Raw genomic sequence first — 14,297 nt, forward strand, 5'->3', positions numbered from 1 at the left:
GCGGCATGATGCAGACCGGATCGGCCTTCTCCAGCGTCCAGGGCGCACTGTCTTTCTTCATCACCATCTATCGCCAGCTGGCGGAGTGGCAGGCGGTGGTGAACCGTCTCGACGGATTTGAGGAGGGGATTGCCGCAGCCAGGCAGCTGACCACCCACGACGACCGGATTCACGTCGTGCAGGCGGCCGGCGACGGCGCCATCGACCTCAAGGGGCTGGCTGTACAATTGCCTAACGGAAGACCGCTGGTCACCGCGGACGGATTCAGTTTGCGCAAGGACGAGCGCACGCTCGTCACCGGTCCGTCCGGCTCGGGCAAATCAACGCTGTTCCGGGCGATCGCCGGCATCTGGCCGTTCGGGACCGGCTCCATCGCCATTCCGGCCAGGGCAACCCTGATGATGCTGCCGCAGCGACCGTATTTTCCGGTCGGATCGCTGCGCGGGGCGGTCGAATACCCCGGCCAGGAGGGGGCGTTCACGGCCGCCCAGATCAGCCAGGCGCTCAAGGCGGTGGGATTGCCCCGGCTGGCGTCTCAGCTCGACGAACACGGTCACTGGAACCGGACGCTCTCGCTCGGCGAGCAACAGCGGCTTGGGCTCGCACGCGCGCTGTTGCATGCGCCGCAGTACCTGTTCCTCGACGAAGCAACCGCCTCGCTCGATGAACCATCCGAAGCGGCGCTGTATGGCCTGCTCCGGGAGAAACTGCCAGCCACCACGCTGGTTTCGATCGGCCATCGCTCGACGCTGGAGGCCTTCCACCAGCGCAACGTGGTGTTCGTCCGGGACGGCGATCAGTTTGCGCTGCAAGAAGGAAGCGAGAGCGCCAGGCCGTCATAGCGACAGGCGATGGACGGCTCTGAACCGAACTCCCGCGGCGGATGGACCGCGCCTTTCCGCAGCAGATCCCGTCCGGCTCATCAGAGATCAACGCAAGCAAAAGGGGCGGCAGATCGCTCTGCCGCCCCTTAAGGTCTCGAGAGAAGGAGTTACTTCAGGTTGGTCATCGCGGTCAGGTCAGCCGAGAGCTTGACGATGCCGACCGCGCCGCACCAGCTCGAGCCAACGCCGGTTGGATTGATCGCCGTGATCGAAGTTCCGGAAGCTGCGGTGATGTTTCCGCGGGCTGCGAAATCGCTGGTGAAAGCGTTGCAATCACCCTTCGACAGGTCGGTGTCGGAGTAGCGAATATCCAGCGTGAAGACCTTGTAGGTGAAGCCGACGCCGATGTTCCAGGTGTTGTAGTCGGCGTAGTTGATGCCATTCGGGAACGGCCCCGCAAAGCCGGGATTGGTAAAGCCCGTTCCGTAAAACGAATCGGAGGTCCCAAGCCACTGCCTCCCGAACTCGCCGGAGATATACATGCCGAGGCCGCTGCTGCCGAATGTGGAGCTGGGTGCGGTGAACTTGCCGGTGATCGACGCGTAGTTGCCCCAGGCGCCAGAATTCATGAAACTCGGAGTGTAGTATTCATTGGCGCCGATCGCGAACATGTCGTTGAGGGTTACGTTGACCTTGGCGTAGCCCTCGAAGAAGCTCATGTTCTTCTTAGCGACGTTACCGTTGAACAGGAAGTTGGTCGCGCATTCGTTGCCAAGCGGTGCTCCTGCCGTGTCGAATGCGGCGCCGTAGTGGCAAGTTCCGCCCGGGTACAGATAGCCCCAAACGCCGAAGTCGAAGGCAAACATGCCGAAGGTCGGACGAATGCCGCCGTAGATGTCGATCTCAGCCGCGGCGCGGTTCGGGAAGGAGATGCTGGCGCCGGCGAGGCCGACGTAGAGCTGTAGATCCTTGCTGACGTTGTAGCGCGGCTCGAAATAGGCCGAGACCGAGGGCTTGTGGTTGGACTGGGTGATGCCGCGGAACACGTAGTCGCTGGCGATCGAGCTGCCGAAGGCGATATCCCAGGGATCGAATGCCACCGGCGGCGGGGCCTTGTAGGCCTTGACACGCATGTCCGCCGCGACAGCCGAACCCGATACCATTGCCAGCGCCGTTGCTAACAAAGCCAACTTCTTCATGACGATCCCCATCATCTTTAACGCAGTCCGGTTCCGGCGCCCCCAGGGACAATGCGATAACCGACTGCAACCAAATTCCTTAACCTGACTGCAATCTGGGACGCGCCAGCGGTTGCGTGAAGCAAAAATGACAAGCATCTGCCGCCTTTTTAGGCTTTCACGCGCTTTGAGAAAATGTTGTCGGCGGGTGTTGCATTCCGACAACTATTTGGGACCGGCTAGATAAGTAGTCCTACGGATGAAAGGGTATTCGAGACCCTGATCTCTGGCTCGAATCCGAGGGCTGCGTATCACTCTGACGGGACTGATTCGCGCGGTCGACACAAGCAAAAGGCCGCAGCGGACGGCTGCGGCCTTGAGGCGTGACCCGCCCTTTACTCAATACGCGTGTCGTCATCCCCGCTGGAGGACGACTGCCCCCAGGACGGCGCGGGACTAGAGGCCGCCGGGCTCGGCGAAGCCCAGCTCGGTGCCGCAGGTGCCGGCGCTGGCGCCGCCGCGGGCCTGGGTGCGGCAGGTTTGGGCGCTGCGGGCTTGGCAGCCGCCTGCTTCTTCGCGGGACTCTTTCTGGCGCTGGCCTTCTTCGCCGACTTCTTCGCCGACTTTTTGGCCGCCTTCTTAGGTGCCGATTTCCCGGCGGACTTCTTGGATTTCTTGACCGACTTCTTGGCCGACTTCTTGGCGGACTTCTTTGCGGATTTCTTCTTTGCCGTTACAGCTTTTTTGGCCTTCTTGGCCTTCTTGCTTTTCTTGCTTTTCTTCGCTTTAGCCATCGTGAACCTCCTGTTGCCGCCGATCCAAAGTCTATCAGGCGTTTCAAGTCGTCCGCTTCCGCACGGGGCCAATCGATTCAGTTCGATCCTGGCCGGGGACCGCCTGTCGCCCAATCGAGAAGCTCAATCGTGTGCACCACAGGAACTGAAGTGCCGCCGGCAATCTGAACCATGCATCCAATATTGCCCGCAGCAATCATGTCCGGCTTCACTGTCGCAATATTGGCGACCTTGCGATCGCGCAATCTGCTCGCAATGTCGGGCTGGAGAATGTTGTAAGTCCCCGCCGAACCGCAACACAAATGGCTCTCCGGTACATCTTTCACCACGAATCCGTTCTTGGAAAGCAATTCTTTCGGAGCCTGCGTGATTTTCTGTCCGTGCTGCAGTGAACAAGCGGAGTGATAGGCGACGGTGATATCGCGCGGTTGCTGCGAGGGCTGCAGCTCGATGCCGCTGACGTATTCGGTAATGTCCCTGGTCAGCGCGGAAACCGTGGCGGCGGGGCCGGCGAAATCGCGGTCCTCGCGCAGCATGAAGCCATAGTCCTTGATCACCGTGCCGCAGCCCGACGCCGTCACCAGGATGGCATCGAGACCGTCCCGTGCGGCCTCCCCGAGCCAGACACCGATGTTGGCGCGGGCACGCGCCAGCGCATCGCCGTCGCGTCCCAAATGATGGGTCAGCGCGCCGCAGCATTGCTCGTCCTTGACCAGCACCACCTCGACGCCGTGACGGGTCAGAAGATTGATTGCGGCCTGATTGATGCGCGGCGCCAGCACCTGCTGGGCGCAGCCCTGCAACAGCGCGACCCGTCCGCGCCGCTCGCCGATCGCCGGAAAGACACTGCCCCCGGCCGGCCCGGGCGCCGGCAGGCGGCCCGGAGCAAGCGCCAGCATCGCCTTGATTCGCCGCAACAAACCCGGCGACCCCACGGCCGTTTTGGGGGTCGGCAACAAGGCGCCGAGCGGCCGGCCGAGCCGCGCCAGAATCATGCTCCAGCGAAACAATTGCGGCCGCGGCAGCACAAAAGCGAGCACCGCCCGCAGCGCCCGCTCGGTCAGCGGCCGGGTGTAGTCCTTCTCGATTCTCACCCGCGCCTGATCGACCAGATGCATGTAGTTCACGCCGGACGGACAGGTGGTCATGCAGGCAAGACAGGAGAGGCAGCGGTCGATGTGCTTGACCACCTCCTTGGTCGGCGGCCGGTTCTTTTCCAGCATCTCCTTGATGAGATAGATCCGCCCGCGCGGGCTATCGAGTTCGTCGCCGAGCAGCACATAGGTCGGGCACGTCGCAGTGCAGAAACCGCAGTGCACACACGCGCGCAAAATCCTGTCGGCCTCCGCGATATCGGGGTCGGCGAGCTGCGCCAGGCTGAACTCGGTCTTCATGTCGCGGTCCCTCGTATCATCCGGCCGCGGTTGAGGATGTTCTTCGGATCGAAGCCGTGGCGGACGCGTTCGCTCAGGCTCGCAAGGCCGTCCTGCTGCGGATGGAACACGTCGATGTTGCGCCTGACCTGTTCGGACGCCCGTATCAAGGTGGCATGGCCGCCCGCGGCGTTGACCCGCGTGCGCACCAGCGCCGCCTGCGCGTCCGGTTTTGGCGGCAGGGCCACCCAGATCAGGCCGCCACCCCAATCGTAGACCACGTCGCCGCCGGTGTCGCGCGACAGCGCCTGGCCGAGCGCCCCGCCTGTGGCCGGAGGACAGACGATCCGCCACACCGGCCAAGCTCCCAGGGCGCCGTCAGCCGCAAACGATTTGACGTCGCGAATCGAACTCCAGACCGCCGCCGAGGCGGCATCCTGCAGAATTTCCGCCGCACCAAACGGTGCCAGCAACACGGCCAGCGCGGCGGCGCGATGCACCGCCGAGGCCGTGATGCCCTCCAGCCGCAGCAGCGTGAGCGCCTGCCCCGCCGATCCCGGGTCGGCAAACCCGCCGATATCAGCCCGAAACGCCGATGCCGGCAGATGCGCCGCCCCCGATACGTCGAACGGCGAGCCCAGCGCCGCGGTCATCGCCCGGTTCGCGGTGACATCATCGAGCCCTGACAGCACCAGCGTGCGCTCGCTTTCGGGCCGCGGCATCACCTTCATGGTCACTTCCGTCATGACCGCGAGCGTGCCCCAGGAGCCCGCCAGCAATTTGCAGAGGTCGTAGCCGGTGACGTTCTTCACCACTTTGCCGCCGGCCTTGAAACTGTCGCCGAAACCGGACACCGCGTGCGCGCCCAAGAGATGGTCGCGCGCGCCGCCCGCCCGGATGCGGCGCGGACCGGCGAGGCCGGCGCCGATCATGCCGCCGATGGTTCCGATATCGGGCGTGCCCAGCAGCGCCGAAGTATTGATCGGCTCGAACGCAAATTGCTGGTTTTTGGAATCGATCAGGCTGAGCACGTCGGCCAGCGGCGCCCCCGCCTGCACGGTAATGATCAGCTCGTTCGGCTCGTAGGCCACGACCGCATTCAGCGCCGACAAATCGAGCAGCGCATTGGTCGCCATCGGCTGGCCGATCAGCCGCTTCGAGCCATGGCCGATGATTTCCAGCGGCTGCTCGCTGGCAATGGCCGCGCGCACCGCCTGCTCGACGTCCGCCGCATCACGTATTTTCAGGGTGTCCACGCGCGCCTGCTCAAAACCGGGGAAGATCGGGGAAGGCGAGCTTGCCGCCATGCACGTGGACGCGGCCCAACTCGGCGCAGCGGTGCAGGGTCGGAAACACTTTCCCGGGATTGAGCAGCCCCTGGGCGTCGAAGGCGCATTTCAGCCGTTGCTGCTGGTTGAGATCGATCTCCGAGAACATTTCCGGCATCAGGTCGCGCTTCTCGACGCCGACGCCGTGCTCGCCGGTCAGCACGCCGCCGAGTTCGACGCAGACCCTCAGGATGTCGGCGCCGAACGCCTCGGCCTTGTCCATCTCGCCGGGCTGGTTGGCATCGTACAGGATCAGGGGATGCAGATTGCCGTCGCCGGCATGAAACACATTGGCGACACGCAGGCCGTATTTTTCCGAGAGATCGCGGATCCGCGCCAGCGCCTTGGGCAGCGCACCGCGCGGGATGGTGCCGTCCATGCAGAGATAATCAGGCGAAATCCGCCCCACCGCCGGAAACGCCGCCTTGCGGCCGGCCCAGAACAGGTTGCGCTCCATCTCAGAATTGGAAATTTGCAGCGTGGTCGAGCCGCAGCCTTGCGCTATCGCCTCGACCCGGCCGATCAGCTCATCGACCTCGACGCCGGGGCCATCGAGCTCGATGATCAGGAGCGCCTCGACGTCGAGCGGATAGCCGGCATGGACAAAGGCTTCGGCGGCGTGGATCGCCGGCCGGTCCATCATCTCCATGCCGCCCGGAATGATGCCGGCGCCGATGATGCGCGCCACGCATTCGCCGGCCGCCTCGACTTGCGCGAAACCGACCATCAAGGCGCGCGCGGTTTCCGGCTTCTGCAGGATCCGCACCGTGACCTCGGTAATGACGCCGAGCAGGCCTTCCGAGCCCGTGATGATGCCCATCAGGTCATAGCCCGAGGTTTCCGCGGACTTGCCGCCGATCCTGATGATTTCGCCCGTGATCAGCACGATCTCGCAGCCCAGCACGTTGTTGGTGGTCATGCCGTATTTCAGGCAATGCACGCCGCCGGAATTTTCCGCGACATTGCCGCCGATCGAGCAGGCGATCTGCGACGACGGATCCGGCGCATAATAGAATCCGGCATGCGCGACCGCCTGGCTGATGGCGAGGTTGGTGACGCCCGGCTCGGTCACGACGGCGCGGTTGTCGAAATCGATCTCGCGGATCCGCTTGAATTTGCCGAGACCCAGCAAGACGCCATCGGCCAGCGGCAGCGCGCCGCCGGACAGCGAGGTGCCGGACCCGCGCGGCACCACCTTGATGCCCTGCTCGAAGCAGTATTTCAGGACATTTGAGACCTGCTCGGTGGTATCCGGCAGCACCACCACCATCGGCGGCTGGCGATAGGCCATCAGTCCGTCGGACTCGTACGGCACCATCTCGGCCGCGCTGTCGATCACGCCCTCGCCCGGCACGATCGCGCGCAGCGCCGCCACGATCTCGTCGCGGCGCGCCAGCACCGCCTGATCGGAAGCCGGCATCATGATGGTCATCGGTTACGTCTCCCGTGCCGGCGGCTCGCACCGGCAGCTTCGCGGCTCGTCGATTTATTGCATTGGGAATCAAGCACGTCTGAATGGCTTTGGGTAGCTGCGTCGAGCATGGCGGGAACGAAGATCGTCCTCCATCATTGTGATGTCAGGAGGATATCATGGGCCTGCGCTGCCATTCCCTGGTTCTGACCATTGCCGTGGTGCTCGCGGCGCCTTCGCCCGTGAGGGCCGCGCCGGCGACCATCGACTGGGTCAGGTACAGCGTTCCGGAGACTGGGGCCGCCGTTGACATTCCAACGTCGATATTCACCGAAGCGGCCGGACAGCCGGAGGGAGGTTATGGCGGACGCTTCCTGACGTCGGACCGGCGCGCCGATTTGACTGTCCAGTCCGTTGCCAACGAAGCCGGACTGTCGCCGGCCGTCTTCCTGGCCAGGAAAAATCCGCCGCAGGGCATCGTCTACAAGCGGGTGACCCCGCGATTCTTCGTCGTATCCAGCGTCCGCAATGGCAGAATCTGGTACAATCGATGCAATTTCGCGGATCGCTTTGCGCATTGCGTGTTGATCAACTATCCAGCCGCCGAAAAGCGTCAGTGGGACAGCGTGGTCACCCGGATCAGCAACACCTTGGCCAGCCGGTAGCCGCTGCACTTCACAAAAGCCGGGATAGCGGAGTTATGCCCGCGCCGGTTCACTGGCCATGGGCCGGCCATGCGCGGCACAGGCTGCAGAGCCGCTCGCAAGCTTGTGTTGCTCGACAGGCTCGAGGAAGCGCTCGGCGAGCACCCCGGCGCCCGGGTCGTTCGCTTCGTTGCGGAAGTTTCGCAAACAGCGAAGCGATCCGCGGGCTCGCTTCCTGGATCCACAGCAGCGATTGCGCCTGGCCGCGAACGCATGCCGCGAAGGCAAAAATCTGGCCCTTCCCCGGCGCAAAATCCATCGACCGGGAGCGCCGATCCGGAAGTCTTTCCGCACAGCGGAACGTGTGGGGAATCCGAGGGCCGCAACAGGCGATATTTTGCTGTCGCCAGCGAAATTTCCCTACGCTTGCAATCTATTGCGGGGCATACTGGCCGCTTCAAAGGGAGATCAAGAAAATGCGTGAAGCGGTTATTGTTTCTTATGCGCGAACCGGGCTGGCGAAGTCCGGCCGCGGCGGGTTCAACATCACTCCGCCGATGTCGATGGCGGCCCACGCCATCAAGCACGCCGTCGCGCGCGCCGGCGTCGACAAGGATTACGTCGAGGACAGCTATCTCGGCAATTGCGCGCATGGCGCGCCCAATATCGGCCGCCAGGCCGCATTACTCGCGGGCCTGCCGAAAACCACCGCCGGCGTCTCGGTCAACCGCTTCTGCTCGTCGGGACTGCAGACCATCGCGATGGCCGCCAATTCGATCCGCTCGGACGGCGCCGATTGCATCGTGGCCGGCGGCGTCGAAAGCATCTCGATGCCCGGCGGCCCGTTGCCGAAGGAAGTGGTCGACCCCGACCTGCTCAAGGTGGCGCCCGCCATCTTCATGGCGATGATCGATACCGCCGATATCGTCGCGGAGCGCTACAAGCTGAGCCGCGAATACCAGGACGAGTACTCGCTGGAATCGCAGCGCCGCATGGCCGCCGCCCAGCAGGCCAACAAGTTCAAGGACGAAATCGTCCCGATGAAGACCAAAATGAAGGTGGTCGACAAGGCGACCAAGGCGGAGAGCATCGTCGACTACACGGTCGATCGCGACGAATGCAACCGGCCCGAGACCACGATGGAAGGCCTCGCCAAGCTCGAGCCCGTCAAGGGTCCCGGCAAATACGTCACCGCCGGCAACGCCAGCCAGCTCTCGGACGGCGCCGCCGCCGTCGTGCTGATGGAAGCCAAGGATGCGGAAAAGCGTGGCCTGCAGCCGCTCGGCCGCTTCGTCGCCTGGGCGTCGGCGGGTTGCGAGCCCGACGAGATGGGCATCGGTCCGGTGTTCGCGGTGCCGAAGCTGCTGAAGCGCCACGGGCTCAAGATTGAGGATATCGACATCTGGGAGCTCAACGAAGCCTTCGCCAGCCAGTGCCTGTACTCCCGCGACAAGCTCGGCATCGACCCCGAGAAGTACAACGTCAACGGGGGCTCGATCGCGATCGGCCATCCCTTCGGCATGACCGGCGCACGCTGCACCGGCCACCTGCTGCAGGAGGGACGCCGGCGCAAGGCCAAATGGGGCGTCGTGACCATGTGCATCGGCGGCGGCCAGGGCGGCGCCGGCCTGTTCGAAATCTACAGCTGAGCTTTGTCTCAGTCCGGCACCTGCCGGCATCGGAAAGACCAACAGCGCGACGGGCAACCGTCGCGCTGTTTTGTTATGGCGACCGTCGATCGTTCAGCGGCAGGAGGTGCGCAGGCCACTACCAACTAGTTGGCGGCCGCAGCGGCCGGGCCGGGCGCTATCCTGCCGATCATCGCCTCGATCTCGGCGACCACGAGGTCGGGTGCGGCGTGCTGCACCATGTGGCCGACATCCGACAGCACGATCAGCTTGGCATCCGGCACGGTGGCGACGAACGGCCGCGAATGGATGCTGGTCGATACCGTCTTGTCGGCGCCGTCTCCCGAGATCACCACGACAGGCGCATTGATCCCGGCGTAGCGCGGCGTCTGTTCCCGGACCGCTTCCTTCAGGGTAACCAGGTCATGTGCATTGGCGATGAACTCGCGCGGCCGCAGCAGCAATGGCGTCGCCGATTCGTGGATAAACCCGTCCGGCATGATCTGAGGCAGGAAAACACCGCGGGCTCCCGGCCCGGCCAGGAAATAGCCGAGCGGCAGCGTGATCGTGTGCGCCAGCAGCGGACCGATCACCGGGGTGGTGATAATCCTGTTGTATTGCCCGACGCCGCCCGGCCACGGATAGGCCACCGGCGCCAGCATCACGAGACCGGCGACGCGCTGCGGATAATCCAGCGCCATCCGCGCGCCGAGCGCGCCGGCCCATGAGTGGACCACGAAAACCGCGCGGCCGATGCCGAGCTCCGCCAGCGCCTGCTCGATCATTCGTCCCTGGATCTCCGGCGTCGAATCCCCGGTGTGCGCGCGCGTGCTCCAGCCGTGGCCGGGCCGATCGATCAGGACCACCCGGTGCTTTTCGGCCAGCCTGTCGCCCAGTGGCTGCCGCATGCTCTCGAGATTGGAACTGGCGCCGTGGATCATCACGATCGCCGGGCCCGCGGCATCGCGCGGTCCGATATCGACGACGTGCAGCGCGCCGCCCGCCACCTCGATGATCTTGCCTCGCGCCGGATAGGCGCGCTCCAGCAGCAAAACGCCAGCCTGCGTGATCAGCGCCAGGATCGCCAGCGCGGCCACGACGCCAGTCAATATCATTGAGACTTTCCGGATGATCTTTGGCACCAACGAGCTACGATTTGACGGCATCCGGGTTTCATGGCCAGCCCGAATCCGTCAAACGCTGAAACCGACGCGCCCGAGTACGGGCAATTTCACGGCCGGCCGCCGCAGATCTATACCGAACACCGCGCCGAAAAAATTGAGCTCGATGCCTTCGATCCAGCCGACGGCCAGTCCGAGATAGCCGCCCAGCGTGAGGCGGACGCCGGTCCCGGAAGCGGTCGGTCCAAAGATGTCGCCATTATAGGGGAAGTCCTTGCCGATGGCGGTCGGCGGCAACGTGGACTGCAGCTCCGGCACCACCGCCATCACGGCGGTGACGAAGGTATTGGAGTTCGGTCCCGGCCAGGCGCGATAATCGCCGTAGGACCGGAGCTCATAGCCTTCGACCGCCGCGCGGATTTTCGGGATCATCCGCTCCGCAGCTTCGCCGGCCGCCGCGGCGACGGTCTCCGGCGTGCCGCCGAACCAGCGCCCATCGGCGGCAAATCCGTTGATGCGGATCGGCTCGCCCCACGCCGTATAATCATAGCGAGTGTAGCGCGATGCGCCGCGTTCCTTGACCACGATCCAGCTGTGGACCGCGAAAATTCCGCGCCAGCGAACCGTGCGCGCGGCATAGACTCGAACCAGCGCCTCGAGATGTTCTTGCGGTGAGGGCAAAAGGCCGGCGCTGGAGCGGTCGGCGATCTGCCAATCGACCGAGCGATCGCCGAGCAGATACTTCACCGCCGAAATCGTGATCGGGGCGACCAGCAGAACCAGAAAGATGATCACATATTTTCTCAAGCTGAGGAACTTTGGCGGAGCAAATCATGCAAGCGTCATGTGGGACTTCATATAGTCGCGCCGGGCACTTTCGCTACACAGCGAGGCCGGCGCGCGACGGCCGTGCCGGAGCGACTTCGCTTCCGGCAGCTCAGATGTCGCGCCCTTCGACTTTTTCAGTGAGCGTCTTGACCAGATCCGGCACCTTGGCCAGATGCGGATTGACCGCGAGCGCCTTGCGGAAAGCGTCGAGCGCGCGCTTTTCGTCGCCGAGGTCCTGCATGATCATACCGAGCCCGGCCAGCGCGCCGAAATGCCGGGGCTCCCGCGCCAGCACCTGCTCGATATCCTGCATCGAGCGGGCGTAGTCGTTCTGCAGATAATAAAGCGTGGCGCGCCGGTTCCAGCCCTCGACATAATCGGGACGCAGCTTGACCACGGCATCGAGCAGCTTGAGCGCCACGTCCACCTGTTTGGCGTCCATCGCGGACTTGGCGCGCACCATCAGGAGAGCTGCGGTATCGCTCGGCGTCTGCATCCACACCGCCCAGATCCGGGCCTCGACATGCTTGGCGCTGGCCTCATCGGGCGCCGCCTTCAGCGCGCCGAACAGAAAGTCCAGTCCGCGCGTCTTGTCGGCGCCGACCTTCGGCAGCTTGCTCGGCGCTTCCGGCAATTTCTTCTGGCTTCGCGGCGGCGCGGACCTCGGATCCTGCGCGGAGGCCGGAACCGTCCACGCGGCGGCCATCGCTGCGGCGAGCAGGATTGCGAGGTGGCGGCCGGGCCTTGGGAATCTCATTGCCATGGCCAAAGTCTAGACGCAGCAAAACGCGCTTGCAAAGCAGCAAGTCGTCAAAGACCCGTGATGACCCGGATTTCAGCAGTGGCCGGAAGCCGCAATCGGGCTCGACTCAGCCCGAAATCAACCCTGAATCAACCTTGGCGCGCCTTGAAACGGCGCTGAACCTTGTTGATCACGTAAACCCGGCCCTTGCGGCGGACCAGACGGTTGTTGCGGTGGCGACCACGCAGCGATTTCAGCGAGTTACGGACCTTCATGGGACAATCCTGATGCTTTGAAAGGCCGTGTTTCGACAGGCCGAAAGTGGCAAAACGAGATTTTTCCCGCCGACGGTCATACCGCCCGGGACGGCCGGTTTCTAAGCCATCGAGCGGTGGAATGTCAATCCGGCCGGCAAATCGGGATGCCTTCGTCCGATCCGGGCCCCATGGGAACCGGGCCTGCTGGCTAGGAAAAATACACAAATTCGGTCAAAGGTTTGCTGCGGGGCCGTGATTCGCACCCCATATCTGCAACGGGATGTTCGGCCGAGCTGGGTCTCGCGCAAGGATGGGATCCGCCTCCACTATGAAGACTGCTCACAACCCCGCGATCAAGCCTTCGATTCTGGCCCCCGCCGATCAAGCCCCCTCGCTTGCCGCCACGGGCCGAATACCGCTGCCGGCGGGCGTGCGGCCGTTCCAGCTCAACTGGCCCTACATCATCGTGATCGCGGGCTACCATGCCCTGGCGTTGCTGGCCTTCATGCCCGGCTGGTTCTCCTGGAGCGGCCTGATCCTCGCCATGCTCCTCACCCATCTGTGCGGGCTGTTCGGCATCAACCTTTGCTACCACCGGCTTCTGACCCATCGCGGCCTGAAGGTCCCGAAATGGCTGGAGCATTCGATGGTGGTGGTGGCGATGTCCTGCCTGCAGGAGACGCCGGCGCGCTGGGTCGCGATCCACCGCCGCCACCATCAATTCGCCGACGAGCAGCCCGATCCGCACAGCCCGCTGGCCAGCTTCCTGTGGGCCCATATCGGCTGGATCCTGGTGCACCAGCCTGAACTGTCGCGGCTCGGCATCTATGAGCGCTACGCCAAGGACATCCTGCGCGATCGCTTCTATGTCGCGCTCGAGCGCTATGGCTGGCTGGTCTGGATCAATCTCATCCAGATGCCGCTGTTCTTCGCCGCCGGTTTCGTCGTGGCGTGGCTGCTGGGCCAATCGCCCGAGGCCGCCGTGCAGACCGGCCTCAGCATCCTGCTGTTCGGCGTCTTCGTCCGCACCGTGCTGGTCTGGCACATCACCTGGGCGGTGAATTCGGTAACCCATCTGTGGGGCTACCGCAGCTACCAGACCGACGAGGACAGCCGCAACAACTTCGTCGTCGGCATGATCTCCAACGGCGAAGGCTGGCACAACAACCACCACGCCGACCCGCGCTCGGCGCGCCATGGCCACCAATGGTGGGAAATGGACAACACCTGGCTCACCATCCGCTTCCTGGAACGGATCGGGCTGGCCACCGACGTGGTGCCGCCCAGCGCGCATCTCAAGGCGCAGGCCGCCAAGGCCAGGCTGGTCACCCGCGGATCGGACGGCGTTCCGGTCGATTAGAGGCCCGGCCGCGAGGCCGAGGCGGCGCCCAAGCAGAAATATCGAAAACAACCCCATGTACAGTAAGCAAGCGGTTGATCGCATTCATAATTTACGTACGACATATTTCGGTTTTGCCACCTAACGTGAAAGCGACTTCAACCGAACTAACAGGCGGAGCGGACTTCACCCATGAAGACGCTATTGCCTCCCTCAGCGCGGAAACTCCACCATCGCCTCGCCCGTCGCGACCTTCTCGCCCATCTGGTTGCGCACCATGACGTCGATCAGGACCCAGCGCGAATTCGCCGTGACCTGCTTCGACTTCACGATGCCGGTCGGCTGGATGGTGTCGCCGGGCTTCACCGGCTTGACCCAGCGGGTTTCGAGGCGGCGGTGGATGGCGCCGGCGGGGTAGGCCCAGTCGGTGATCATGCGCGAGATCAGCCCGAAATTGTTCATGCCGTGCATGATGATTCCGCCGTAATTGGTCTTGGCGAAATTGCCCTTCATGTTGTTGTCGTCGAGATGAAGCGGATTGTAGTCAAGCGACCCGTCGCAGAAGAGCCGGATGGATTCGCGCGTAACCGCAAATTTCGGGCCGTCGATGCTGTCGCCGACGTTCAGGTTTTCGAATGCCGTTGTCATGATCGCTCTCCCTTACATCGGCCGGATGGTCTGGCCGCGGCCAGAACAGATGACGTCGCCGTGCTGGTTGAAAAACACGTTGTCGTGGACGACGAACAGCCGCTCGCGCTTGATGAACTTGTCGAGCGCGCGGGCCTGCAGCGTGATGACGTCGCCGGGGCGCGCGGGAATGTTGTAGCTCC

14 protein-coding genes are annotated in these 14,297 nt (G+C 63.9%); 4 read left to right on the plus strand and 10 right to left on the minus strand.

Annotated elements, in window-relative coordinates; translation table 11 throughout:
* A partial coding sequence (locus tag Q8N40_RS01785; RefSeq protein ID WP_305710588.1) for an ABC transporter ATP-binding protein/permease occupies positions 1-842 on the plus strand: 842 nt, incomplete at its 5' end.
* Between the two features lie 149 nt (positions 843-991).
* On the opposite strand, the gene Q8N40_RS01790 is transcribed toward Q8N40_RS01785, so the two are convergent.
* From Q8N40_RS01790 to Q8N40_RS01810, 5 genes are all read right to left on the minus strand, one after another.
* Positions 992-2,023, minus strand: a complete 1,032-nt coding sequence (locus tag Q8N40_RS01790) for a TorF family putative porin (protein ID WP_305320389.1) — start codon at positions 2,021-2,023, stop codon at positions 992-994.
* Between the two features lie 374 nt (positions 2,024-2,397).
* Complete coding sequence (locus Q8N40_RS01795; RefSeq protein WP_305320384.1) at positions 2,398-2,796, minus strand: hypothetical protein; 399 nt, start codon at positions 2,794-2,796, stop codon at positions 2,398-2,400.
* 77 nt (positions 2,797-2,873) lie between these two features.
* On the minus strand, positions 2,874-4,190 hold the full coding sequence (glcF, locus tag Q8N40_RS01800) for a glycolate oxidase subunit GlcF (RefSeq protein WP_305710589.1): 1,317 nt from the start codon (positions 4,188-4,190) through the stop codon (positions 2,874-2,876).
* On the minus strand, positions 4,187-5,425 hold the full coding sequence (locus Q8N40_RS01805; RefSeq protein WP_305710590.1) for an FAD-binding protein: 1,239 nt from the start codon (positions 5,423-5,425) through the stop codon (positions 4,187-4,189). The genes glcF and Q8N40_RS01805 overlap by 4 nt, the downstream gene beginning before the upstream one ends.
* Before the next feature lie 10 nt (positions 5,426-5,435).
* A complete protein-coding gene (locus Q8N40_RS01810) occupies positions 5,436-6,929 on the minus strand; it encodes an FAD-linked oxidase C-terminal domain-containing protein (RefSeq protein ID WP_305320387.1) in 1,494 nt (497 codons plus the stop codon).
* Positions 6,930-7,087: 158 nt separating this feature from the next.
* Here Q8N40_RS01810 and Q8N40_RS01815 point away from each other — a divergent pair, with 158 nt between their 5' ends.
* Positions 7,088-7,573: a hypothetical protein gene (locus Q8N40_RS01815; RefSeq protein ID WP_305710591.1), complete on the plus strand. Its 486-nt coding sequence runs from the start codon at positions 7,088-7,090 to the stop codon at positions 7,571-7,573.
* A gap of 455 nt (positions 7,574-8,028) precedes the next feature.
* Positions 8,029-9,201, plus strand: a complete 1,173-nt coding sequence (locus tag Q8N40_RS01820; RefSeq protein ID WP_305318661.1) for an acetyl-CoA C-acyltransferase — start codon at positions 8,029-8,031, stop codon at positions 9,199-9,201.
* A gap of 125 nt (positions 9,202-9,326) precedes the next feature.
* Here Q8N40_RS01820 and Q8N40_RS01825 read toward each other — a convergent pair whose 3' ends face one another.
* The 4 genes from Q8N40_RS01825 to ykgO all read right to left on the minus strand — a co-directional run bounded on the left by Q8N40_RS01825 (position 9,327) and on the right by ykgO (position 12,146).
* Complete coding sequence (locus Q8N40_RS01825) at positions 9,327-10,295, minus strand: alpha/beta fold hydrolase (RefSeq protein WP_305318660.1); 969 nt, start codon at positions 10,293-10,295, stop codon at positions 9,327-9,329.
* Between the two features lie 78 nt (positions 10,296-10,373).
* Positions 10,374-11,096, minus strand: a complete 723-nt coding sequence (locus tag Q8N40_RS01830) for a DUF3750 domain-containing protein (RefSeq protein ID WP_305710592.1) — start codon at positions 11,094-11,096, stop codon at positions 10,374-10,376.
* 142 nt (positions 11,097-11,238) lie between these two features.
* Complete coding sequence (locus Q8N40_RS01835; protein WP_305318658.1) at positions 11,239-11,892, minus strand: tetratricopeptide repeat protein; 654 nt, start codon at positions 11,890-11,892, stop codon at positions 11,239-11,241.
* A 128-nt stretch (positions 11,893-12,020) separates the two neighbouring features.
* Positions 12,021-12,146, minus strand: a complete 126-nt coding sequence (gene ykgO, locus Q8N40_RS01840; protein WP_002718645.1) for a type B 50S ribosomal protein L36 — start codon at positions 12,144-12,146, stop codon at positions 12,021-12,023.
* Positions 12,147-12,456: 310 nt separating this feature from the next.
* Here ykgO and Q8N40_RS01845 point away from each other — a divergent pair, with 310 nt between their 5' ends.
* A complete protein-coding gene (locus tag Q8N40_RS01845) occupies positions 12,457-13,488 on the plus strand; it encodes a fatty acid desaturase (RefSeq protein WP_305710593.1) in 1,032 nt (343 codons plus the stop codon).
* A gap of 192 nt (positions 13,489-13,680) precedes the next feature.
* Here Q8N40_RS01845 and Q8N40_RS01850 read toward each other — a convergent pair whose 3' ends face one another.
* Positions 13,681-14,115, minus strand: a complete 435-nt coding sequence (locus Q8N40_RS01850; protein ID WP_305710594.1) for a MaoC family dehydratase — start codon at positions 14,113-14,115, stop codon at positions 13,681-13,683.
* Positions 14,116-14,297 lie beyond the last annotated feature (182 nt).

Source organism: Bradyrhizobium sp. (assembly GCF_030693485.1).
Classification (GTDB): Bacteria; Pseudomonadota; Alphaproteobacteria; order Rhizobiales; family Xanthobacteraceae; genus Bradyrhizobium.